The 24,288-nt window shown below is 69.1% G+C and carries 14 protein-coding genes and 1 pseudogene; 7 read left to right on the top strand and 8 right to left on the bottom strand.

All coding sequences use genetic code 11. From position 1 onward, the window contains the following. Window positions 1-159 (top strand): annotated as a pseudogene (locus ACZ6S5_RS26610) (IS630 family transposase); the annotation flags it as partial. Between the two features lie 156 nt (window positions 160-315). Here ACZ6S5_RS26610 and ACZ6S5_RS26615 read toward each other — a convergent pair. Beyond that, window positions 316-1,566, bottom strand: coding sequence for an MFS transporter (locus ACZ6S5_RS26615; protein WP_466004712.1), 1,251 nt, complete (start codon window positions 1,564-1,566; stop codon window positions 316-318). Window positions 1,567-1,720: 154 nt separating this feature from the next. Between ACZ6S5_RS26615 and ACZ6S5_RS26620 the strand changes: the two genes are divergently transcribed. Together ACZ6S5_RS26620 and ACZ6S5_RS26625 are read left to right on the top strand one after the other, a co-directional pair. After that, window positions 1,721-1,858, top strand: coding sequence for a hypothetical protein (locus ACZ6S5_RS26620; RefSeq protein ID WP_466004714.1), 138 nt, complete (start codon window positions 1,721-1,723; stop codon window positions 1,856-1,858). A gap of 66 nt (window positions 1,859-1,924) precedes the next feature. Further along, window positions 1,925-5,029 carry a lantibiotic dehydratase gene (locus ACZ6S5_RS26625; RefSeq protein ID WP_466004716.1) on the top strand — a complete coding sequence of 1,035 codons (3,105 nt, stop codon included), beginning with the start codon at window positions 1,925-1,927 and terminating at the stop codon, window positions 5,027-5,029. A gap of 35 nt (window positions 5,030-5,064) precedes the next feature. Here ACZ6S5_RS26625 and ACZ6S5_RS26630 read toward each other — a convergent pair whose 3' ends face one another. From ACZ6S5_RS26630 to ACZ6S5_RS26650, 5 genes are all read right to left on the bottom strand, one after another. Continuing rightward, window positions 5,065-5,793 (bottom strand): class I SAM-dependent methyltransferase, encoded by a 729-nt coding sequence (locus ACZ6S5_RS26630; protein WP_466004718.1) that lies wholly within the window; start codon window positions 5,791-5,793, stop codon window positions 5,065-5,067. Window positions 5,794-5,821: 28 nt separating this feature from the next. Continuing rightward, on the bottom strand, window positions 5,822-7,753 hold the full coding sequence (locus ACZ6S5_RS26635) for a PqqD family peptide modification chaperone (RefSeq protein WP_466004720.1): 1,932 nt from the start codon (window positions 7,751-7,753) through the stop codon (window positions 5,822-5,824). After that, complete coding sequence (locus ACZ6S5_RS26640) at window positions 7,750-8,634, bottom strand: hypothetical protein (protein ID WP_466004722.1); 885 nt, start codon at window positions 8,632-8,634, stop codon at window positions 7,750-7,752. The genes ACZ6S5_RS26635 and ACZ6S5_RS26640 overlap by 4 nt, the downstream gene beginning before the upstream one ends. Then, a complete protein-coding gene (locus tag ACZ6S5_RS26645; RefSeq protein WP_466004724.1) occupies window positions 8,631-9,467 on the bottom strand; it encodes an MbnB/TglH/ChrH family RiPP precursor modification enzyme in 837 nt (278 codons plus the stop codon). Before ACZ6S5_RS26645 ends, ACZ6S5_RS26640 begins: the two co-directional genes overlap by 4 nt. Window positions 9,468-9,630: 163 nt before the next feature. Continuing rightward, complete coding sequence (locus tag ACZ6S5_RS26650; protein WP_466004726.1) at window positions 9,631-9,837, bottom strand: hypothetical protein; 207 nt, start codon at window positions 9,835-9,837, stop codon at window positions 9,631-9,633. A 201-nt stretch (window positions 9,838-10,038) separates the two neighbouring features. Between ACZ6S5_RS26650 and ACZ6S5_RS26655 the strand changes: the two genes are divergently transcribed. Both ACZ6S5_RS26655 and ACZ6S5_RS26660 read left to right on the top strand, forming a co-directional pair. Then, a complete protein-coding gene (locus tag ACZ6S5_RS26655) occupies window positions 10,039-12,018 on the top strand; it encodes a S9 family peptidase (RefSeq protein WP_466004727.1) in 1,980 nt (659 codons plus the stop codon). Next, window positions 12,015-15,077 carry a lantibiotic dehydratase gene (locus tag ACZ6S5_RS26660; protein WP_466004729.1) on the top strand — a complete coding sequence of 1,021 codons (3,063 nt, stop codon included), beginning with the start codon at window positions 12,015-12,017 and terminating at the stop codon, window positions 15,075-15,077. The genes ACZ6S5_RS26655 and ACZ6S5_RS26660 overlap by 4 nt, the downstream gene beginning before the upstream one ends. Here the strand turns inward: ACZ6S5_RS26660 and ACZ6S5_RS26665 are convergent. Next, window positions 15,074-17,887 carry an AfsR/SARP family transcriptional regulator gene (locus ACZ6S5_RS26665; RefSeq protein WP_466004731.1) on the bottom strand — a complete coding sequence of 938 codons (2,814 nt, stop codon included), beginning with the start codon at window positions 17,885-17,887 and terminating at the stop codon, window positions 15,074-15,076. The genes ACZ6S5_RS26660 and ACZ6S5_RS26665 overlap by 4 nt on opposite strands. 204 nt (window positions 17,888-18,091) lie before the next feature. Here ACZ6S5_RS26665 and ACZ6S5_RS26670 point away from each other — a divergent pair, with 204 nt between their 5' ends. After that, entirely contained in the window at window positions 18,092-18,892 is an 801-nt protein-coding gene (locus ACZ6S5_RS26670; protein WP_466004732.1) for an AfsR/SARP family transcriptional regulator, read from the top strand. A 616-nt stretch (window positions 18,893-19,508) separates the two neighbouring features. Further along, window positions 19,509-23,903: a fibronectin type III domain-containing protein gene (locus ACZ6S5_RS26675; protein ID WP_466004734.1), complete on the top strand. Its 4,395-nt coding sequence runs from the start codon at window positions 19,509-19,511 to the stop codon at window positions 23,901-23,903. Between the two features lie 36 nt (window positions 23,904-23,939). Here the strand turns inward: ACZ6S5_RS26675 and ACZ6S5_RS26680 are convergent, their stop codons facing one another. Then, complete coding sequence (locus tag ACZ6S5_RS26680) at window positions 23,940-24,224, bottom strand: hemerythrin domain-containing protein (RefSeq protein WP_466004735.1); 285 nt, start codon at window positions 24,222-24,224, stop codon at window positions 23,940-23,942. Window positions 24,225-24,288: the final 64 nt, after the last annotated feature.

The following is a 24,288-nucleotide window of genomic DNA, read 5'->3' on the forward strand; positions in this document are numbered from 1 at the left end:
AGCGTCAAAGCCCTCGAAGACGACGTCAACGCCTGGATCGCGGCATGGAACGACAACCCCAAACCCTTTGTCTGGACCAAAACCGCCGACCAGATTCTCGACAACCTCGCCAACTACTGCACCCGGATCAATAAAGCTTCCAACGACTCAGGACACTAGCTGCAGTTTGTCATTCATGACGACGATGGATCTGCAGGCTCCGTCGGATGACCTACTCTCGTTGCTTTAAACCTGATCGAGCACCCAGTCGCGGCATTGGTCCTTAAGCGCCGCAGTCATCCGACGGCGTTCCGGCCCCGTTCGGATGGGCTCACCTCACGATGTTGCTTTCGCCGCGACCAGCGACGCGGTGTCAACCTTGCGCCCCCTGGTTACCGCCAACGCTAAGCCCAGAGCCAAGGCGAGGGCCCCGACATACGCCGTCCAGCCGCGCCAGCCATGGTTGACCATCACCACCGCGAGCGGCGGACCGACAATGTTCAGCAGGGCGTAGTTCAGGTCGAACGCCGCTAGGTACTGGTGGGAGCGGCCCTCCGGCGCAAGGTCGAAGGACAGTGTCCACCACGCGGGGGATTCGGTCATCTCGCCGACGGTGAGCAGCAGGCCCGCGCCGAGAACGAGGGTGGAGCCGAGCCACGGAGATCCCCAAGGGGCCAGCGCGAACAGTATCGCCATACCGGCCAGGCACACCGCGCTGTACCGGAGGTTGTCTCGCGCGGTGGCCACGCTGACCACCCGTCGGGAGAACCGGTACTGCAGCACGACGACCAAGAGAGTGTTGATGAGCACCACGATGGCCACGAGGGCGCTGGGAAGGCCGTAATTGAGCACGAACAGCGGGAGTGCCACGTCGAGGACCCGGACGCTGCTGGCGAACATCGCGGCGGCCAGGATGAGTACGAGGTATCGCAGGTCCTTCAGGACCGAGAAGTCGAGCACCCGGTCGGGCGAGCCGACCTCGTGTGAGCGGCGCAATCCGGCCAGCATGCCCGCGCTCGCCAGAAACGACAGGCCGTTGGCGATGATCGCGACGCTGAGCAGCACTGGCCGGTGCGCCGCCAGCAATACGGCACCCAGGCCTCCAGCCGCCAGAAACCCGATGTTGCGGACCGACCGGAGCATCGCCAAGGTCTCGCTTCGCCGCTCACGACCGACGACGACGGCTGTGATGCTCTGGTTGAGACCGTTGCCGCCGGCGCGGAGCGCGCCGATGACTGCGTGCAGCGCGAACAGCGCCCAGAACGATGTGACCATGCCGACCAACAGGTATCCGAGGGCGCGGCCGAGTCGGGTGAGCATGGCGTAGCGCCACACGCCGTATCGGCCGGCCAACGCGCCGGCGGGCACCGCGAGGGCCAGCTCGGCCACGCCGCCGGCAGCTAGGGCCGCGGCCAACTGACCCGGGGACAGCTTGGCCACCTGAAGCGCGTAGAACGGAAGTGAGATTGATGCCAGGCCGGTACCGGCAGAGTCGACCAGCGCGTTGAGGGCGAGTAGCCGCTGGGGCCCCGGCCGGCGCAGAACGTCCCACCACCCGAGGTCTGTCATGACCGGCAAATCGTTCACCTCCCGTCGTAACGGCCCCGCTAGCGAAGCGTGGCGGTCTACACAGGCCCTGCACATCACGGTGTGTAAGGGACGTGTAGAGCGGCCGGGCATCCTCGGCCAGGTGACTCCGGATCACACACCGCAATAAATGATCTATCGAGAGGAGAACGCAATGTCTGAGGCAGACAACGACCTGTTGCACCTGGACGAGCGGGTAGACAGCAACGACGCCGGGCGGGCACACGAGACGACACTCACGCCCGACACCACGCACGAGACCACGCTCACGCACGAAACCACGCTCAAGTAGCAACAGCGTACGGTCCGGCGAGTGGGCGTCATGACGCAGCACTCGCCGGACCGGTCAGGAGGAGACGTGTCCAACGCCATGCCGACGGCAGCGATGTTCACGGCGCGGAATCCGGTGCTGCTGCGTGTGCCGGTGTACCCGCGAGGCGCCGGCACGCATCCCCTCCCCGCCCTCGACGAGCGCGCCGGTGAGGCCGAGACAGCCGCACTGATCGCCGTGCTGCGAACGCTGCACGGCGATTCGCTGTTGCGTGAGGCCGTCCTGGTTTCCAGCCGCCAACTCGCGACCGCCTGGCACGCCGTACTCGAGCCGCATGCCCGCAGATCCGCTCGGGAACTGTGGCGAATCACTACGGCCGTCACCAAGTACCTGCTGCGCGCCAGTTCCCGCGCTACCCCCTTCGGGCTGCTGGCCGGCGTCGCGGTGGCCCGGTTCGGCGAGGACGCGCGGGTACGGCTGGGCGACAACCACCGTACCCACACCCGGCCGGACCGGCAGTGGCTGCGCGACGTGCTGGCGGCGGCGCAGGTCGACCTGCTGGCAGTGCTCCGGCTCGTCGCGGACCCCAGCTGGGGCCAGGTGGGGGACCGTGCCGTGCTTGCGGGCGTACCAGACCGGAGCCGAACGGCCGAGACCTCGGTGCGACTGAACGCGCTCGTCGCCGAGGCACTGGCCGCTGCGGCGCTCCCGATAAGTGGCGGGCAGCTAGTGGACCACCTGGCGGCGAAGTTCCCGTCTCTTACGCGGGTCCAGCTGACCGACGTGATCACCCGACTTGTGGAACTCGGATTCCTGCTCACCGACCTCTATCCCACTCCGGCCTGCGTCGACCCTCTGGAGCATGTGGTCGGGCGGGCCAGCCGGTCACCCGATCGTCCCTGGGTTGCGCGCTTCACGGACGTCAGCGACCGGATCAGCCGGTACGACCGCTTGCCACCTGGCCGCGGAGAGGCGGCTTTGGCCGCCCTGTACGAGCCGATGCGGGCGCTGCACGAGACAGACCACCTGCTGCACGTCGACCTGGCCGTGGACGCCGACGTCCAGCTGCCGCAAGCGGTGGCGCTCGAAGCGGCAGGCGCGGCCGAGGCGTTGTGGCGGATGTCGCCGGTGATGGCGGGAAGCCCGCGACTACGCGACTACCACGGCAGGTTTCTTGAACGGTACGGGGAGGACAGGCTGGTACCGGTCCCCGAGTTACTCTCGCCCGATCGCGGCCTCGGTGAGCCGCGGGCAGGCTCCTCCGGGCCGGCGTCCTGCGGAGAGTATCCCAGCCGAGCGGAGCGGACGGCCGCCCTCGCCGGGCTCTTGTTCGCCGCAGTCCGCAACGGCCGGCGGGAGGTCGTCCTTGACAAGGAGGACGTCGCTGCGCTGTCGCCCGGCGATGGACTCGGCGCGGTACCAGTTTCCCTGGAACTGCACGCCCGGCTGCTGGCTCGCTCCGCGCAGGACCTGGCCGCCGGAAACTTCCGGCTGGTAGTTGCACCAGATCTCGGCACCCATCCGGCGGGCACTTCATTCGCCCGGTTCAGCTGGTTGCTGGACTGTGAGCCGGACTGGTTCAGTGGCCTAGACGAGCATCGCGCCACCGTCGTCTACCGGCCGCGCAGTGGCCGAGCGGAGAACGTGGCAGCAGCACCAGCGTGGCTACCGCACCGGATTCCGGTGTCGGTACCCGCTCCGCCGGGGAACCCCGGGAATCTCCCGCTGGACCGCCTCGCGGTGGGTGCCACGGCCAGCGGGCTATACCTGGTCCACCTCGACGATGGCCACCGCGTCAGGCCGGTCGTCTTCGACCTGCTCAAACCCGACGGCATCGCCCCCGCCTCGGTGCGCTTCCTCCGCGATGTGGCTCGGGAAGGTGTGCGCGAGATGTGTTCGTGGAGCTGGGGCCCCTTCAAGGATGCGCCGTACCTGCCCCGGGTACGCATGGGGCGTAGCGTGCTTGCCTCCGCGACCTGGCGCACCACCGACACACCGCTGCCCGGCGCCGCTCGCGACGCGTCACCACGTGACTGGCGGGAGGCAGTCGCCCGGTGGCGGGCCGACGCCGCGGTCCCCGAGGAGGTGCTCCTCGTCGAGCGGGACCAGCGCCTCGCGTTGCACCTGGACGACGAGATCCACCTGCGCATCCTGCGGCAGGAGCTGCGCCGCGGCGGCGCGGCGGCGCTCGTCGAACTGCCCGGCGGGGAGGACCAGCCGGACGGCTGGCTCACTGGCCCAAACGGTTCGCACTCGTGCGAGGTGGTGATCCCCCTCCTGCGCACGGCACGCGGATCCGGTGCGCAGACGGTGCCCCGGGCTGCAGGCCGGGTGCGGACCGGGGACCACCTCGTTCGGCCAGGCGGCGGGTGGCTATACGCCAAGGTCTACTGTGCCGCTGCCAGACACGATGACGTGTTGCGTGGACCGGTACGCGACCTGGTCGACCGGCTGAGCCGGACCCTGCCGGTGGACAGGTGGTTCTTTCTGCGATACTCCGACCCCGATCCTCACCTGCGGCTGCGTTTCCGCGGCAATCCCGACAGGCTGTGGAGCGCTGGGGTACGTGAACTGCACTCCTGGAGCGGCGAGCTCGCGGCGACGGGCGTGGCGGACCGGCTGGTCCTCGACAGCTATGACCCGGAGCTGGAGCGGTATGGCGGCCCGGATGCCATGTCCGCGGCCGAACAGGTGTTCCAGGCGGACAGCGAGGTAAGTCTCGCGCTGCTGGACCTGCTCGCGAGGTCCGATGACGCGGCACGCGTGGAGCTGGCCGCGACCAGCGTGGCGCAGCTACTGCTCGCCTTCGGCGGCACGAAAGAGCTGCTGCGCCAGCTGCGCCCGGCCGGCACAGCGCCCGACGAGCGGGCCAGGTTCCGGCGACACCGTGCCCGGCTGCTCGGTCTGATCTTCCCGCTCGACCAGACTGGCGGTGTCGCGGCCCCGCCCGGCGGCGCCGAAGTGTCCGCAGCCTGGGCGTCACGGGCTGCCGCCATCCAAACCTACCGCCGCGAGCTGGACCGGATAGATGGGGTGAGCAGCGCCCTCGACGCCATCGCGCTGTCCCTGGCGCACCTGCACGTCAATCGATTGCTGGGCACCGATGCTGCCACGGAACACGCTGTGCTGGGACTGGTGCGCAACTCGGTGGGCGCGCTCGTGGACCGGGCGCGGTTCGCCGATCCCAGCTGATCGGAGAGCAGCCCGGATCACCGTAGGCCGCGCCGTCAGCGCTTCCTGCCGACTAGGGCCACGAGGCCGGGCCGAAGCCGCTCGGTACCGAACGATGGCGACACCGCGGCATCCACCCCGTGCTCGGACAGTAGTTCCGGCAGCAGCGCCGTATCCACCAGCAGGATCTCATGCCGCTCGTCGGCCCGACGCCATGCACCGGAGTCGGTCCGGACGAACGTCGTCATCGCGTGGATCAGCCGGTTGGGCGGTGTCGCCGACGGCTGGCAGAAGATTGCCCAGTCCGCGGCCACCCTGGCCAGCGGGCGTCCATTCTGTGGTGCGGCGAGCCAGGACCGGTCGGCCACATCGAGAGCGAACACACCACCGGGTCGCAGCGCCTCGGCGATCGCGCCGAGCGCCTCGTGCACCGCGTCGGTGTCGGCCAGATAGTTGAGCACGTGCCCGGTGCCGACGACCGCGTCCACCCGGGGCAGCGGCTCATCCGGCATCACGAGCTGCCGTATCTCCGCCGCCCCGGGCACCGACTGCCGAATCCGGGTGAGCATCGCGGGCGACGCGTCGGTGGCGATGACATGGTGACCCGCAGCGACCAGGTGCCGGGTCAGCGCGCCGGCCCCGCAGCCGACCTCCAGTACCGTGCCACCACGGGCGAGGACCGGTTCCAGCCGGCTCAGGATGCCCGGCGCGCACCGGTCCCCGTGATACCCGAACCCCACGTCGTGGGCGTATGCGAGGTCGGTACCGTACAGGTCCGGCGACATAGCCGTCCTCCTTACCGGGATTCGGGGATCAGATCAGGATTACGCGGTCGACGGCCATCGTCCGCAACATGCGCTCGACTGTGCGGGAATCGGCGCCGTGCTGCGCGGTGACCTGAGCGATGATCTCGGCGACCTCGGTACGCCCGTCACACAGCCGCAACAGGTCGCACGACGCGGCGCCCAGCCGCAGCACGGTGCCGTAGAGGTCGCCGCGCTTGAGGAAGAGGAAGGTGGCCTCGGCCGTGCCAACCGCCTCGTATGGGCGCCCCTCGCGCAGCGCGGCCAGCAGTGGCTCGATGTCTTCGCGATGGCGTCGCATACGGATGCCGTTCGCCGCGACGGGCCGGCGGCGGCTGAGGTCCAGCGAATCCGAGAGGACCAGTGCCTCGACCCCGCGGCGCGGGAACAGCGTGCCTCCTGTCGGGCTCTCCAGGTCGAGGTGCGTCCAGCACAGGTCGCGCTCGAACGCGACCGCTGCCCGCACCGCGTCGGGGAGCGAATCCCCCTGACTGTCGGCCCACTTCGCCAGCGCTTCGGCCGCGGCGTACGCCTGAGCTGGAGCGGTAGCGAAAGTTGTCTCCTTCGCTTCATCCAGCACCCGCTCGCTGGCGACACCCAGTGCGGCGAGCGTGGCTGGCATATGCCGGCGCACCAGGAGCCGCCAGGCTTCCTCCGCCGTCACGGTGGGCGCTGCGGACGTGCGGCGCAGTGCGAGGGCGCGCTCGAACACGTGGATGTACGCATTAGCCAGCATGCCCGGCGCGCTCGGCCGGCTCAACTGCTGGCCGGCCCGTCCCACCGCGGCCGCCGTCTCCGGGTCGTCCACGATCCGTCCGAGGATATTCGCGAGCTCGTCGGTGTCGCTCGGCTCCTCTACCACGTAAACGTTCTCGCCGTGACGCAGGTTCGCTCGGAACGCCTGCTTGTCGGCGATCTCGCGGGACACCACCAGACATGTACCGGTGCTGAGAACCTCGTTGGGAATGCTGGGGGAGTGAATGTGCACGGGGAAACGCCGTTCCAGGAAGCATGCCGCGGTCACTCGCTGCAGGAACTCCGGTACCCGCCAGTGCGGTAGGAACGGCAGCCGCCAGGTGCGGTCGGCCAGGCCCGCCTCTTCGATGGCTCGGGCAAATGGCTGGCGTTGCTCGCCCCCGCCTAGGACGAGCAGGTTGAACTGCCGCCCCGACTCGGCCACCTGCCGCAGCGCGTTGATCAGGTCGTAGCTGCCCTTGGCCTCGCCCAGCTTGCCGTATACGCCAATGGTGACCCGGTCGGTGGGGAGCGGCGCCGTGTTGCTGACCCAGTGATGCCCGGTACCGGCGAACGCTGCCGTGACCCGGTCGACGTCCAACGGCGGCACATCGACGTGGTCGAACGCGGCGGACAGCGCCCGCGTGGGCAGCGGGACCACACGTTCGGGCGCCACCCCGAAACCTTCCACGGATCCTTCTTGTGCCAAGACCAGATCGGCGCGGCGAAGCACCTCCCGGTATGCCATGGACAGCTCGGGATGTGCGAGCAGGCGGGTGCGGTCGCTACCCGCGTGTTGCACCACGTGCGGGACACCAGTCCACTGCGCGGCGAGGTGGGCCGCCAGTCCGTACGGCTCCAGGTAGTACGAGAACACTACGTCCGCGCCGATTCGACGGATCTCCTCGGTGGCCAGAGCAGCCAGCTTGGTCACGAAAGGCTTGCTCACCGGGATGTGCGCGGCCAGCTTGGGGCTCACCGGCGAGGTGGCGACCAGCGTGACACTGCCCCCGTTCGCGAATCGCGGGGCCAGTCGTTCACGATCCTCGGCTTGCATCCAGATCCGGTACTCGTCCTCCACCTCGTCGGCGTTGGTGACCACGCTGACCTGGTTGCCGGCCGCGGCCAGGCTCGTCGCCATGCGGTAGCTCAACGCGCTGACGCCGCCCTGGATCGGCGGATACTTCACTACTGCGACAATCTTCAACGGTCGGCCCCTTCTCGTCGTACGTCTGCTCGTCGGTTGGTCGCCTCGTCGGCCCGGGGTGCCGGTCGGACCGTGATGACTGCCAGGTCGACGAGGCGCAGCAGCACCCCCACCGCACGGTCGCGTACGTCCTCGTTCAATTCGGCGATCAGCTGCCCGACGCTGCGCCGGCCGTCGCACTTACAAGCCAGTGCGGCTGTGGCGGTGCCCAGTCGCAGGCAGGTGGGTTGGCGAGCGTTCCACACCTTGCGTAGCAGCACTCCGCCCGGCCGGTACCGCGCTGCCGCGAGCGCGGTGAGCGACACCGACCGGGGCAGCCCCAGCACGTCGATGTCGAACTGCTCCACGCGGACGTCCGGGCTCAGCGCCGGGTAGGCGTTGCTCCTCAGGGGCAAGGCTGTTGGCGGCGGTGCGTCCACCCGATCTCTCGCGGTGATCGCCGCGGCGTCGTCCGCACTGAGCTCCAACATGGTGAACTCGAAGCGGGCCAGGTCCAGCAAGCCGGGCGGCAAATCGGCGGGCGACTGGCGGCTGAGCCACCTGACTAGATCGCCGGTCTGCGACACGCCCCGAGTCATGTCGACATCGGAGCGCGACAGCGCATCGTCCAGGTACGAATGAACTGTGCGGTAGTCATCGAGCTCGATGAGCGCCCCGAGCGTCTGTGGCAGCAGCGCCTGCAGCACGCCGATCCGCTTGGATCGTACGACCTCGTGCGACAGGTGCATCCGGGCCATTGGTATTGCCTGCAGCGTATGGAGTTCGGCGTCACTCAGCTGGTATGCGTCCCGCAGGATCTCCGGGTTTCGATAGAACTCGTGCAAGGTGTGATGCGAGGCAACCAGTTGGGCGAATGCATCGACCAAGCGCATGCCGCTCATGCGTGAGCCGCCGTCGCCATTGCTGCGGCTGCGCGCCGCACCTCGCCCAACAGGTCGGCGAAGTCCTCCGGGAAGTCCTGGTCACGCTCGACCAGCGAGGCCTTCAGCGGAATACGGGACACCAGGTCGTCGAAGAGCGACCACACCGGCTCCGGCACGGGCGCCGAGTGCGTATCGATGAAAGTGCCGGCGTGCAGCTCGCCGCCGGCGAGATGGACCTGCACGATCCGGTCGACCGGAATTGTGTCCAGGAACTTTCGCGTGTCGAAGCCATGGTTCACCGAGTTGATGTACAGGTTGGTCAGGTCGAGCAGCAGGCCACAATCGCAGTGCTCGCAGAACTCGGCGATGAACTCCGCCTCGGACATACCGGCGTCGAGGTCGGCGTAGTAGGTGATGTTCTCCAGCACGAACGGCACCCCGATCCGATCCTGCACCCGTTGCGCCTTCGCCGCGATCTGCCTGGCCACCTCCGCTGAGCGTGGCAGCGGGGTGAGGTTGCCCAGCGACACGGTTTCGGTCCGGGTGAAGCACAGGTGGTCGCTGAAGTAAGGAGCGTCAATATCTCGGACCAGCCGGCGTAGGGCGTCCAGATAGTTGTCGTCCACCTCGCCGGGGGAGCCGACCGACATCTCGATGCCGTGTGGCACGATGCGGAACTGCTCCCGAAGTTCCATCAGGCGTGAACGGCTCTGTACGGAGCCGTTCAGGTAGTGCTCGGTGATGACCTCGAGCCACTCGATGGACTCGCGGTTGTCATAGATGTCGTTGTGGAGCTCTCGGCGGTACCCCAGCCCGGAGCCCAGGCGGGGCAACTCGTTCAGCGGTGTCATCGTGACCGCCTTTCAGGGCGTCTTCGAGGGCGGGTGAGTGTGCAGGTCGGCTGATGCGGGCCGCCCCACGGCGGCCCGCATCAGATCTGTGCTGCAGTGCTCGATCGGCGTCCGTCGTCCGACTCTGTCGATGGCCGCGACCGATCGGCGCCGGATGCAGCGATCAGATCTCGAGAACGCTGTGACCGCCGACCCAGGTGCAGCAGGAGCCGCCACAGCCGCTCGCGCAGAACTGACCGCACGAGCCGTAGCAGTTGCAGGTAGTGGCCATGGGCAGGCCTGGCCCGGTGGCGATCATCGGGATCGTCTCGACCGTTTCCAACAGGAACGGATCGGCCTCGGTTTGCGGCCGGGTCGCGGTGATGGTCATCGATACTCCTTCGGGTTCGCTGGGCCGGTCGGTGCGCGCTACCGGTTCGGGCCAGCCTCGCGGCGCGATCTACACATGCCCTACGCGCTGCCCGTACCGGGTACATGCGCGTGTATCCGTTGTGTAGATCCAGGCCACATGCTGACTGGGCCCGGACTCCACGTTGCGTGCGCAGTTCGTACCGGCCCACAGGGAGGTTGCATGTTCGCCATCCCCGACATCGGCGCCGAGGGCACCGCGCTCGCCCCGTTCTTCGCGGTGCCGCGGGTACGGGCGCTTTCGGTGGCCAGGGACGAGGGCAGCTACGCGCTGGAGGTGGCCCGGCCCGCAGCTGGCGGGCGGCTAGCGCCGGCGGTGTCGGTGGTCTGGCCCGGCACTCGGCGGCGCCACCCGCCGTTCCCAGGCGAGCAGCCGACCTGCTTGCCGGGCCGACGCATCCTCTTCCTCGCGCCCGACCCGTCGAATGCGCGACGGCGCACCGCGCTGTGCATGACCGATTTGGACACGGGGACGACCGCGATGATCGCGGCCGGCGTGACCGGGTACTCGGCAGCCCCGAACACCGGCCGGCTGGTGTACGCCACCAGGGCGGCGGCCGAAGGCCATCGGCGCGCCATCCGAATGCGCAGAGCCGAGTTGGGCGTCACCGCGGTGCTCCACGCGCCGAAGGAACTGCCGGTCAATGACGCGCGCCGGCTGGTCTGTACGTCCTGGCTACCCGGCGCCAGCGGCACGGAACTGCCGGCACCGGACGGCCGTCTCACCAGTACGTTCGCCATCGCCGCCAGCGGTACCCGGGTAATCGCAGTGCAGGAGGTGCCGGACGGCCCGCACACCGCGAGCCAATTGGCCGTCGCCGACGAGTCGCCCGGAACCGGAGCCTGGCGGTGGCGGATCGTCGCGGCGGAGCCCGGAGTCGACTACTACGAGCCTATGCTTTCCCCGGACGGTGACCGGTTGGTATGCCTGCGCGTCCGGCCGGGACGTCCGCCGTCACCCAGCGGCTCCGGCGCGGCGCTGGAGGTACGTCTGTGGGTGATCGACCTGACCGGCCGGCAGGCGCCACAGGCGGTACCCGCGCCCGTCGACTGGTATCCGGGCGTGCTCCCGGCCGCCTGGTCGGCAGACAGCCGATATCTGTACGTCACCGCGGACCAAGCCGGTAGCCGGCCGGTGTACCGGATCGACCTGGTCACCGGCCGGGTCCGGCGGCTGACCCGCAGCGGCCACCACAGCGCGGTGCAGGTGGCAGGCTCGGCGGTGTACGCGCTGCGGTCGGCGATCGACCAGCCACCAGCACCCGTGCGGCTGCTGCCGGACGGGCCGGCCGGGCGCCGGGCAGCTCAGCCGCTCGCCGACCCGGGGCCGCCGATGGCATTGCCGGGCCGAATCGAGCGGGTGTCCACGGCGTCCTCGGACGGGTTTGGGGTGCACGGCTGGCTGTGCACGCCCAACAAGCTCCCGGAGGACGGTCTGCCGCTGCTGGTGTTCGTGCACGGTGGTCCGTACGCGAGCTGGAACCTCTGGTCATGGCGGTGGAATCCGTGGCTGGCGGTCGACCGCGGCTACGCCGTGCTGCTGCCGGACCCGAGTCCCTCCACCGGGTACAGCGCGGCGTTCGTGGCGCGGGCTTGGAGCGACTGGTCGGGGGTGCCCTACCAGGACCTCGTCGCGCTGGTCGACCAGGTCGCCGCACGGCCCGCGCTGGACGACAAGCGCGTCGCCGTGCTTGGCGCATCGTTCGGCGGCTACCTCGTCAACCTGGCGATCGGCCGGTCGGAGCGGTTCCGGGCGGCGGTCAGCCACGCGGGCATCTGGGACCTGCGCTCGTTCGTCAGCGGTACCGTCGCCGCGCGCCGGTTTGTCGAGGAGTTCGGGCATCCGAGTGAGCCGGACCGGTCCGGGTACCTGGTGCACTCACCCCGCCGCGCCGCCGCCGATATCGCCACACCGCTGCTGGTCAGCCACGGCGAGAAGGATCAGCTGGTGCCGGTGACCGAGGCGCTCACTCAGTACGCCGACCTCAGGCACCTGGGCAAGCCGGTTCGCCTTTTGTCATTTCCGGACGAGGCTCATGAGATCACCAAGCCGGGCAACGTGCAGGTGTGGTGGCAGTGCGTGTTCGCCTTCCTTGAGCACGAGCTGAACGGCAGCCCGTGGCGCCGGCCCGGCCTACTGTGAGCGGCAGCCTGCCCGATCCGGCGTTCGTCGTGACGGGCCCCGTGCTGGTACGTACACCCGCGCTGCCCCGTGCCGCCCTGGATGGCCTTGTCTCCTCCACCGACGGTGACCCGATCGAGCGAGTCCGCGCGCTGGCGGCCCACCCGGGCCTGGCGGAGGCCGTTGCGGTGGCGAGCCCCACCCTGGCGGAGAGCGTGGAGCGGACTCTCGCCAAGGCTGCGGCCGGCGACGAAATCGATCCCGGTAGAGCGCACCGGCTGCTGCTCGGCCTGACCCGGTACGCGCTGCGGATGACCGGCCGGCCGACACCCTTTGGCCTGTTCGCCGGCGTGGCACTCGGCGCCGTCGCCACCGGCGCGGTGGCGCAGATGGCCGGCGATCACCGCAAGCGGGTCCGGCCGGACGCGGGGTGGCTGGTGGCGTTGGCCCGCCGCCTCGAGCAGGACCCCCGGGTGCTGCCGCACACGACGCTCAGTGTCGATACGACGATGGTGCGCCGTGGCGAGCATATTCTCCTGCCGGGCGGGTCGGTGGTGCTGCGCCGCAATCCGCTGCTGGCAGCCATCCTAGCTGCGGCCGAGCCGCCCCGGCAGTGTGGCGACGTGGTCGCCGCCGTTGCCGAAGCGCTGCCCTGTTTCTCGCCGGACCGCGTGCTGACGTCGATCGGCGAGCTGGTCCGACTGCGGGTCCTGGTCACCGATCTGGTGCCGCCGCCGGAGGCCCCCGATCCGCTCCCACACCTGCTCGACCGGCTACCTGCCGGCTGTACCCTCCGACCCGAGCTCACCGCCATCCACGTTGAGCTGCAACGGTACGAACGGCTGGCGCCGGGGAAGGGCGCTGCCCGGGTGGCCCGGCTTACCGCCCGGATGCGGGCGGTGCAACCGGCAGACCGTACCCTGCACGTCGACTTGGCGCTCGACGCGTGCGTGTCACTGCCGCAGGTGGTGGCGGACGAGGCGGCCCAGGCGGCGGATGCCCTCTTCCGGATGTCCGCTGACGGAGGCCGGGGCCTGCTGCCGGCGCAGCGTCGGGTCGCTGCCTGCCACACTTGGTTCGTGGAGCGGTACGGTACGCACCGCACGGTTGCGTTGACCGACGTGGTCCTCGCCGACCGCCCGTCCCGGGCCGGCGGGCCGGGCTTTCGACAGCCTGGCCGTAGCAGCCGGAATGCACTCCTCGGCGAGTTCCTCCACACCGCGATCGCCGATGGAGCGCGGGAGGTGGTCCTTGACGCCCAGGACGTGCGGCGGCTAACCGTGCGTCCGGCAGGGGAGCAGCCCCCTCCGATGGAGCTGCACGGCGTTCTGCGCGCGGCATCCGTCGCTGCCCTGGACGCCGGTGACTTCCGGCTGGCGCTCGGGCAGTCGGCCGGTACCCTGCGCTTCGGCGCTTCCTTCGGCCGGTTCGCAGACCTGCTCGGCGTCCCGCCTCCGTCCGGACTGGACCATCCTAACGACGGTCAGGTGCGGGCCATGCTCGTGTGCCGGCCGAGCAGCGCGGACACGGGCAACGTGACGGCGGCTCCGGACTGGCTCGGTCACACCATCCGCATCGGCGCCGCGCCGTGGCAAGGGACCGCGACCGCCATCGACATCCGGGACCTGGGGCTGCGCGCGACCCCGGAGCGGCTACACCTGGTGCTGCGCAGCACGGGACAGCCCGTACTCCCTCTGCGCTTCGACCTGACGCCGGTGGACCGGCTGGCCTCGGCGGTTGCCCGGCTGCTCGACGACTTGGCGGTGGCCGCCGCGCCCGGACTGCACGGCTGGGATTGGGGCCGGATGTCTGACGCGCCGTTCCTGCCACGCGTCCGATTCGGCCGTACCGCACTTAGCCCGGCTCGCTGGAGCGTGAGCCCGGGGCTGCTCGGCCCGGCCGCCCGCCATCACCGCGAGTGGTCTCACGTGTTCGAGCGCTGGCGTATGCACGTGAACCTGCCGTCGACCGTCCTGCTCACCACCGGCGACCAGTACCTGCCGGTTGACCTGGCCGATCCAGTGCATCGAGAGTTGCTGCGTCGGCAGTGCGCCAGTAGCGAGGCCGTGCGACTGCTGGAGGTACCCGGCGGCGAGGAGCATCCGGATGGCTGGCTCTGCGGGCCGGGTGGCGGGTACACCGTAGAGGTGGTGGTTCCGTTGGTGCCGCGGCGGCCCGTGAATACCCCGCCCCCCGTCGCGTCGACGAGCCGCACGCGCGGCGGGGATGAGGGGGTGCACCTGCCAGGCGGCGAGTGGCTGTCCGCCAAGGTGTACCTACCGGGCTGGGCGGAGCAAGCAGTGGTCCGCGACCATCTGCCCCGGCTGGTCGACGCCGTACGACGGGAGGCGACGGTCGACCGCTGGTTCTTCGTCCGCTACGCCGACCCTGGTCCACACCTGAGGTTGCGCCTGCACGCCAACTCTGGTCAGTTGTGGAGCGTGGGCTTGCCCGCAGTGCACGAATGGGTGTGCCGACTGCGGGCGGCCGGCCTGGTCGATGAGCTTCAGCTCGACAGTTACGACTGCGAACTGGAACGCTACGGCGGCCCGCAAGCCACGACGGCGGCGCAGGAGGCGTTCTGCGCGGACAGCACCGCGGTGCTGGCACAGCTCGCGCTGGTCGATTCCGGCGTGGTGGACGTGGACCCAGTGGTGTTGGCTGCGGCGGGAATCATAGACCTGTTGGAGTCCCTCGAGGATCCTGATGCGCTTCGCGCGTGGGCTGCCAGGGACGTCCCGGATGTGGCTCGCCGGCGGTGGCAGGGACAGCGATGCGAGGCGTCACCGCTACTGGACCCCGCCGACTCGTGGGCGGCAATTCGTGCCCGGCGCGGTGGGGCCGCAGCGGTGGACGCATGGTCACGCCGGCGGCCGACCATCACCGCACTCGACCGGCTCCTTCGGGACCCGCTCCGCGACTGCGGTTCGTGGAGCACCTCTGAGGCAGTGGCAGCGAGCCTAGTACACCTGCATTGCAATCGGCTCCTTGGCATTGACGCCCCGGCCGAGCAACTGGCGGTGGGCATCGCGCGCAGCAGTCTCCGGGCCCGCCTCAGGACCGGCCGTGACCAGAGCTAGGAGCCTGGGCACCCCTCCAGCAAGGCCAGGATCTCCTCGGCCCGCCGGGGGTGGAGTTCGCGCAAGATCTCGTACGCCCGTTGCCAGGCCGTCCGGGCGGCGGCTAGCCGGCCGACCGCCCGGTGGCTGTCACCGATCCGGCTGAGCGTGTCGGCCTCGTGGTGTCGGTCCCCGAGGTCCTGATTGAGCGAAACTGCGTGGTCGTAGCAGCGGACGGCTTGTTCGTAGTTGGCCATCCGATGATGGATGTACCCGAGGCTGTCCCAGGCGGCGGCCTGCCCGACCGGATCCCCGAGGGAAGCGAGTAGCTCCAGCGACCGCTGACACGCGGCGAGTGCCGCAACGTGCTCGTCGAGCTGTGCGTGGCACCAGCTCAAGGCGTTCAGCGCTCGCGCTTGCGAGACCAGATCGCCGCTCTCCGTGATCAGCTCGACGGCCTTGCTCGTGTGGTGTAGCGCCTGCCGATACTGCCCCTGCTGCTCAGCGAGAGACCCCCAGTTCAGATAGGTAATTCCCTGTCCACGCCGGTCGCCGACCCGGCCGTACTGTTGCAGCGCCTGCCGATAGTGCTCATGCGCCGACTGGAAGTGGCCCAGCCTGCTGCGCGCTCGCGCCAAGCCCCGGTGTGCCTCGGCCTGGGCAGCGAGGTCGCCCACGGCGGTCGCCGCGGCAAGCGCTGCGCTCTGCACCGACGCCAGGTCCTGCCATTGGCCGCGGCGCTGCAAGAGCATCGTGAGCGCCGGACCGAACGCGATGGCATGCCGGTGGAATCCGCGGTCCGCAGCGAGCTGTGCAGCGGCGAGCAGCGTCGACTGCTCCTCCTCCAACCATGACAGTGCGTCGGCGGGTGCGGCGAAGTCCATGACCACCACGTTGGGCGTGGGCGCCGACGGTGCGTCGACCCTGCCGCGGGGGTCGAGCAGGCGTTTGGCCAGGCGGGCGGAGTGCAGATAGTGGTCCAGCAGCCGGAGCAGCGCCTCGTGTCGCTGGTCTTCGGCGTCGTACCCAGCCGCTAGCTCGTCGGCGTACGCTCGCAGCAGGTCATGCAGGGTATATCGGCCCCTGGCGTGCTGGTTCACCAGGCAGGCGTCGGAGAGCTGCGCCAACAGCGGCTCCACCCGCGCGACCGGTACGCCGAGCAGACTCGCGGCCGCTGACCGGTTGATGTCCGGTCCGGTCGGCAGTCCGAGCAGACGGAACAGCCTCGCCGCCTCCTCGTCCAGGGATCGGTAGGACCATGAGAACACGGCGCGGGCGTCGGCGTCCGGCGAGCTCACCGCGAGGGTGTCAAGGACCGGCCGCCGCTCGCGCAACTCCACAGCGAACTGGGCGAGTGGAAGGTGGGGCTGCACCGCGGCGCGAGCGGCGACGAGCGCCAGCGCCAGCGGAAGCCGTCCGCACCGATCGACGATCTCGTCCACGGCGGAGTGCTGCCGGTCGGCGCCGTGTTCGAGCCGAGCGGTGAACAAATTGCGGGCCTCCACGGCGGTGGGCAGGTCGAGCGCGAGGAACTGGGCGCCCTTGGTAGCCACCAAGCCGGCCAGGCGGTGCCGGCTCGTGACTAGGACCATGCAGCCGGGCACGCCTGGCAGCAGCCTCAGCACCTGGCTCTCATCACGCGCGTTGTCGAGGACGATCAGTATGCGTTTGCCGGCGAGTTGGCTGCGGTACAGGCCGGCCTGTGCGTCGAGATCCGCCGGCACCCGTTCCGACGGTACCCGCAGTGCGTCCAGCAGATGGCGGATCGCCTGCTCGGGAGCTAGCGGCGCGCCAGCGGGGCCGTAACCACGCAGGTTGAGGTAGATCTGGCCGTCGGGGAATCGATCGGCCACCCGGTGACCCCAGTGCACGGCAAGGGTGGTCTTGCCGACGCCGGGGGTACCGCAGATGGTACCGATGACAACGCCGGTGGTCTCATACTCGGCCCGAGCGAGCATCTCGTCTAGCCGATCCAGGTATGCGCGGCGCCCAGTGAAACCACGCAGGTCCGCCGGAAGTTGCGCGGGTTTCGGCCCGACCGCCGGGGGCGGGAGCGGCAACCGCGCCGGATTCGCCCGGGGGGAATTCGTCTGCTCCTCACGGAGCAGGTCCTGGTAAACAGCACGGAGTTCGGCCCCGGGACTGACACCCAGCTCGTCGGCCAGCGTCCGCCGCACCTGCTCATATACGGCGAGCGCCTCAGCCCGTCGGCCCCGCTCGTGCAGGGCACGCACGAGCATCGTAGCCAGCCGCTCCCGGAACGGGTTCCCGGCCAGGAGCTCGAACAGCTCGTCGATCGCGCGATCGTGCCGACCCAGCCGCAACTCCAGCGCGAGGCGCTGTTCGGTCGTGGCGAGGCGACGTCCATTCCAAGCCACGATCGAATCCCGCAGCCCGGTTCCTTCCAGCCCTGCCAGCGCCGGGCCGCGCCACAGCGCGAGCGCTTCCGCGAGGGCATCCACGGCACCCGCAGGGTCATCCGCGGCCATCGTCTCGGCCCGCCGCACGAGCTCGGTGAAGGATCGCGCGTCGTGCCGGTATCCGTTGACGACCAGCTGGTACCCGTCGCGGAGCGTCCGGATGATCTCCGGCGGCGCACCGGCCGCAGCCAGCTCGCGACGGAGCCGGGAGACGAGATCCTGTACCTGCCGACGGGCGGTGGACGGAGGGTCCACAGGCCATACCAGGTCGACCAGATGGCTTAGTGGTACGCCCTGGTCACCAAGCAACATCAGGGCGGCAACGACACACTCCTGACGAGGCCCATGCAGGGGAATGCGAGCGCCATCGACCCACACCTCGACTGGGCCGAGAACCCGGAATTCGATCATCACTCTCCAAGTCCCGTGACGCCTCGTCGCGGCCAGCTCAGCAGACCGTGACCGGGCGGGCCGCCCCAGCAGCGCGTCGGACGCTTCATCGCCGAACGAGGACGATTCGAGGACCGATCGAGTGCCGTCGCGGCAAAGGTAACCGATATGTGGAGGGGGAGGCTGCCCCACCACCGACTGTGACGGTGAGCAGGGGAGATGCCCATGCGCTTCCACGTTCTCGGCAAGTTCGAAATCCGTGGTGCAGGCCAGACGAGGCCTCTGACGCGAACGAAACCCAAGCTGCTCCTCGCCCTGCTCCTCATGCACGCCAATCGACCCGTGGCGATCGACTACCTGGTAGCCGAACTGTGGGGGGACCGCGAGCCCCGATCAGCCGCCGCCAACCTATACACCTATATCTCAGCCATCCGGCAGGTGCTGTCCGTCGAAGACCATGGTCATCGGTTGACCAATGGGACAACCCGGTACACGCTGGAGGTCGCAGCGGAGGAGCTGGACGTTCTGTCGTACCGGCAACTGGCGACGCGCGGACGCCACGAGTTGCGCCACGGCGATCCCCACGGGAGCGCCGAGTTCCTGGCGCAAGCCGTGAACCTCTGGCGAGGGCCGCCCTTGGACGACCTGCCCCGGTCGCCGGGACTGGACCGCTGGGTTGTTTCGCTTGAAGAGCAGCACCGCGCCCTCCTGCGCGACTGGACAGACGTCCGGCTGCGGCTCGGACAGCATGACGAGTTGGTGAGCGAGCTGCGCGACCTGATCGCCAGTGACCCCTTGTGCGAGCGAGGCCATGTGCAGTTGATGCTGGCGCTCTATCGTGCTGGCCGCACCTCCGAAGCACTGAACGCGTACGCTGACGCCCGTCACCTGCTCGTCGAGGAGTTGGGGCTCGAGCCCGGTCCGCTTCTCGTAGGGACCCATCGGGCCATCCTCCGCCGCGACCCGTCCCTCACCGATGCCGACAGCGTCACCTGGCTGCAGTGGCCCTCAGGTGACGACCGGTGAGAAGCGTTTCGCCGGACGGTCCGGGCGCAGGCACCCGGCGCCATCACCATGCGACGCTGAATCTGACCCTGCGGAGGACCGAAGGGCTGCGGCGTGCTCGTATCCGACGTGATCGCCATGATCGCTGTCCCAGTCCTACAGCAGCCCGTCGTGTTGGCAGCCCTGGTGGGGCAGGCCGTGTGGCAAGGGCCGCCGGGGTGGCGTTCGGGGTTCATTGTGCAGGTTCGCGGTCATCAGTCGGGGTACGACGGGCCAGTTGGTGTTCGGCGTTGACGGCGACGTACTGCGCGCCAAGCAGGCTGAGGTCACCCCCCAAGACCAGCTCGGGTTCGGCGTGCGGTGGCTGACCCCGCGGAACCCCACCGGGGCTATGTCCCGGACGCCCTCGACGGCACGCGTCGATCTTTGCTCGCGAGTCGTCCGGAGTGCGCGAGGACGGTGCGGGCCAGCCGGTGAAGACAAGGTCAGCGCTACGAACAAGTTCCAACCGAGATGAGGCGGCTCAGCATATTGACGGGCCTCACCGCTCCTGCTGTGATCATGCTCCCTTCAACCTCTACGGGAATGAACGATGATTCTTCGCGCGCCATGGCGGCGGCGTATAGCCAGTCTGACGGTGGCCCTGCTGGCCGGCGGCCTCCTCTCGGCGACCGCACCAGCCGACGACGTGGCACACGCCGCGCTGCCGACCGGCGGGATGACGGCGTCAGCCCTCAACACGATGTTCAACACCTACGGCGACGCTGGCGGCCACTGGACCGGCGCCGACGCGACCGCCTCGGTGCCCCTGCCGGACGGTCGTCTGGCCTGGCTCTTCTCCGACACGTTCCTTGGCACGGTGAACGCGGACGGCAGTCGGCCGCAGGATACGCCGATGGTGAACAACACCATCGTGGTGCAGGATGGCACCAACCTCGTAAGCACCCTGCACGGCGGCACGACAACCGTGCCCGAGGCGCTTGTGAAGCCCAGCCAGCAGGGCGAGTACTTCTGGGTGGCCGACGGTACCGTCGAGAACGGCGTTCTCAAGGTCATCTACAACCGGTACCGGCACAGCGGGACCGGCAATCTGGACTTCGAGCTGACCGGCAACTCGCTGGTCACCTTCGCGCTTCCCGCGCTGACCGTCAGTTCGGTCGTCGACCTGCCGCTCGGCAGCACCATCGGTTGGGGCTCGACGATCCTGGAGGACGGCGGGTACACCTACGTGTACGGCACCTCCAAGAGCCAGGACAACCTGAAGTTCGCACACCTGGCCCGGGTGCCGGCGGGCGGACTGAGCGGAGCCTGGCAGTTCTGGACCGGCTCGGCCTGGTCCGCCACCGAGGCTGACGCCGCACGGCTGCTCAGCGGCGTCGGCACCAACTTCGGCGTGCAGAAGATCGGCAGCCAGTACGTGCTGATCACCCAGGAGAACAACCTGTTCTTCGACCCGCAGTACGTGGCCTACACCGCCCCGACGCCGTCCGGCCCGTTCACCGGACCCACACAGCTGTTCAAGGCGCCGGAGCAGAAGCCCGGGTCCCCCGTCATCAGCTACGACGCCCGCCTGCACCCGGAGCTCGCTCCGTCCGGCAAGCTGCTGCTCTCGTACAACGTCAACAGCCTGGACAACGACGACAACTACACCGACGCGCGGCTGTACCGGCCGCGGTTCGTGGAGGTGGCCTGGCCGCAGCCGGTGCCCGATCCGGCGAGCCTGCCGGCCACGCCGGCCGGCTTCACCGCCACCGTCGACGGGTCCGGTATCGCCACCCTGACCTGGCAGGCGGTCAGCGGCGCCACCGGTTACTGGGTCCACCGCCGGGACGTCACGGCCGGTCAGACCCACTTCGCCCGGCTGCCCGAGCCAGTGACCGGCACCTCGACCCAGGTGGGACAGCTGCTCGACGGCCACCAGTACGAGTTGCGGGTGACCGCGGAGAACGCCGCCGGGGAAGGCACGCCGACCGCCACGCTCACCGTCACCCCGCAGATCGCCCCGCCGCCGGCACCGACCGGGGTCGCCGCGGTCGCCGACGCCGCCGGTCGGATCACCCTCAGCTGGAACGCCGTGCCGACGGTGTGGAGCTATGAGGTGTACCGCAAGGACCTGACCGGTGGGGACGATGGCTTCACCTTCGTTACGCGCCTCGGCCCGGACGTCACCTCACAAACCATTGAGTGGCTGGAGCACAACCACCAGTACGAGTTCTACGTGACCGCCACCCACGGCGGCGGCGCCTCAACGGAGTCGGCCCACGTTACGGCGACCGCCGTCTATACGCTGCCCGGTGCGCCGACCAACGTGACGGCCACCCCGAACACCAGCGACGGCACCATCCGGCTCTCCTGGACCGAGCCGGGGCCGAACGTCTGGTACCTGGTCTACCAGCGCGACGTGACGGCCGGGCAGACCGAGTTCGAGCAGTTGCCGCTGCCGGTCACCGTCGGCACCTCGCTCACCGCCGCCTTTCTCGTCCATGACCACCTGTACGAGTTCAAGGTGAGCGCGACCAACCGCGCCGGTGAGGGCCCCGCCTCCGCGGTGGTCTCCGCGAAGTCGAGCTACCCCGTACCGGCCCCGCCGACCGGACTGACCGCCTCCGCCGGGGACGCGAAGGTCACCTTGAACTGGGTCGCGAGCACCACCCCAGACGTCTGGTACCAGATCTACCAGCGGGACGTGACGGCAGGGGAGACGGTGTTCACCAAACTTCCGCTGCCGATCGCCACGTGCTGCACGATGGAAGCGGCCTTCCTCACCAACGGGCACAACTACGAGTTCAAGCTGACCACGATCAGTCAGGGCGGCGAGTCGACCGGTGCCCTCGTGCAGGCCACCCCGAAACTTCCACTACCCGGGGCGGTGACCGGGCTGACCACCACGTCGAACACCAACGGCACGATCACCGTGTCGTGGACGGCCCCGGGGGACAACCTCTGGTTCGACATCTACCAACGCGACGTCACCGCCGGCGAGACGAGCTTCACCAAGCTCGCCCTGCCGGTCACCGAATGCTGTTCCTTCAAGGCCGGCTACCTCACCCACCTGCACGTGTACGAGTTCAAGGTGGCAGCCACCAACGCCACCGGCGCCGGCCCGCTGTCGGCGCCGGTACAGGGGACGTCCCGGTACAGCCTGCCCACCGCACCGACGAACCTGCGCGGCGAGTCGTCCGGTGACGGCCGGATCGCCCTGGACTGGGACGCCCCGACTCCCGACGGCTACCTCTACTGGGTCTACCTCCGGGACGTCACGGACGGACAGACCAACTTCACCAAGCTCTCGCTGCCCACCGAGCGCACCTGGGCCGACCTGGGGCCCTATGTAAACGGGCACGTGTACGAGTTCAAGGTGTCCGCGGAAAACCAGGCGGGCGCCGGGCCCACCTCGACGGTCGTCCAGGTCACCTCCCGGGGCGGGGTCCCGGCGGCACCGACTGGCCTGACCGCGACCGCCGGCGACGGGCAGGTGACCCTACGGTGGACCGCGAGCAGCACCAGCAACGTGACGTACAACGTCTACCAGCGCAACGCCAGCGCCGGCGGCTCATGGCAGAAGCTGCCGTTGCCGGTCACGGGCACCTCGATGACCGCTGGCTACCTGGCCAACGGCAGCACATACGAGTTCAAGGTGAACGCGTCGAACGCCTCGGGCAACAGCGCCTTCTCCGACACCGCGTCGGCTCGGCCGATGCCCCCGCTGCCGGCGGCGCCGTCCGGACTCACCGCGAGCGCCGGTGACGGCAAGGTCACCCTCAGGTGGACGGCCAGTTCCTCGCCGAACGTTGCGTACTGGATCGAGCTGCGCTCGAACGGCGGGTCCTGGCAGCGGCTGCCGGTGGCGCTCAGCTCGTGTTGCTCGTACACGGTGAATCTGCTGAACAACGGCACCACGTACGACTTCCGGGTCTTCGCCACCAACATCACGGGTGACTCGGGCGCCTCCAACACCGCGTCGGCCCGGCCAATGCCGCCCTTCCCGCAACCGGCGAGCGGACTGAGCGCGACCGCTGGCGACGGCAAGGTGACCCTCAAGTGGACGGCGAGCCCGACTTCCGGGGTCGGGTACTGGGTGGAGCTGCGGGCCTACGGGAGCAACTGGCGGCGACTCCCGATCGCGTTGAGCAGCTGCTGCACCTACACGGTCGGCCTGCTGACCAACGGCACTCCCTACGACTTCCGGATCATCGCCACGAACCTGTCGGGGGACTCGTCACCCACCAACGTCGCCAGCGCGAAGCCAATGCCGCCGTTCCCGGACGCGCCGTACCTCGCCGACCCTTCCGAGGCGCCGGGCAAGGTCTGGCTGAGCTGGCAGGCGAGTACCACCAAGGGGGTCTGGTACTGGATCTACTACCGCAACATCAGTCGCGGGCAGGTGCTCTGGTCCAAGCTGGCGTACCCGACCGACCAGACCCACGTCGAGCTGTACGGCTTCTTCACCGCGGGTGACGCGTACGAGTTCCAGGTGGCGGCGTACAACGTGGCCGGGGAGGCCGGCAGCAACTTGGAAATCGGCGTGCCTCGTCGGTTCCTGGCCCTGGCCTCTCCACAGCGATCGTCGAACGTGTTCAACGAGAGCAACATCGTGGCGGCAGGCTGGGCAATCAGCAAGGGCATGTCCTGCCAGAACGACTACAGGCAAATCGTCTGCTTCGGATCACCGCCGAACTCCACCGGGCAACCGATGACCGTGGGCGACTACTTCTTCTACCCGGGTGGCGGCGCCGCCGACTTGGAAAATCAGGTTGCCGAAGAGACGGTCGACCGGGCACTAATGCGCCGGAGCTACGGTGCGAGCATCGCCGACTCCAAGGGCCCGGACCTGTTGCGCCATGAGGGCGTCCATTCCGAACAGTGGAGCAAGTACCCCATCTGGGAGATGTACGCCACGAAGTACGGCGCCTATGCGACCACGTCCAAAATGCGCACGGGGAGTTACTTCTGCGAAAACGGATTCGAAGAATCCGCGAATCTCTGGTGGGGCGGCTACAGCAAGTATCCGTCCGGTGGAGAATGCGGGTAGTGTTGCCGTGATCTCGGGTCCGGGCGGGATGGCGACTTACTCGCCGTCCCGCCCGCCCGTTGCGTAGAAGCCGTACCGGGCCAGGGGCGCCACGATCACCCGCTCCTCCCAGGACAGGTGCGCCAGCAGGGTGTCGGTGAGCAGGTCCACCGCCTCCTGGAGCTCGGTGAAGTCGCCCGGCTGCCGGATCAGGTTCACCAGGGCCCGGTCTGTGCCCGCGACCACCTGGTGGATCACCACGTGCTCCCCGGCCAGCCGGTCCAGCACTGGCCCGAGCCCGGCGTCCGGGCGCAGGTGCGGGGAAATTGCGTTGTCCTCCAAGCTGGTGCTGGGTCACCAAGGTGCAGTACGTGGCGCAGTAGGCCGCACCGTCCAGCGGGTCTGC

Source organism: Micromonospora sp. NPDC051924 (assembly GCF_055586005.1).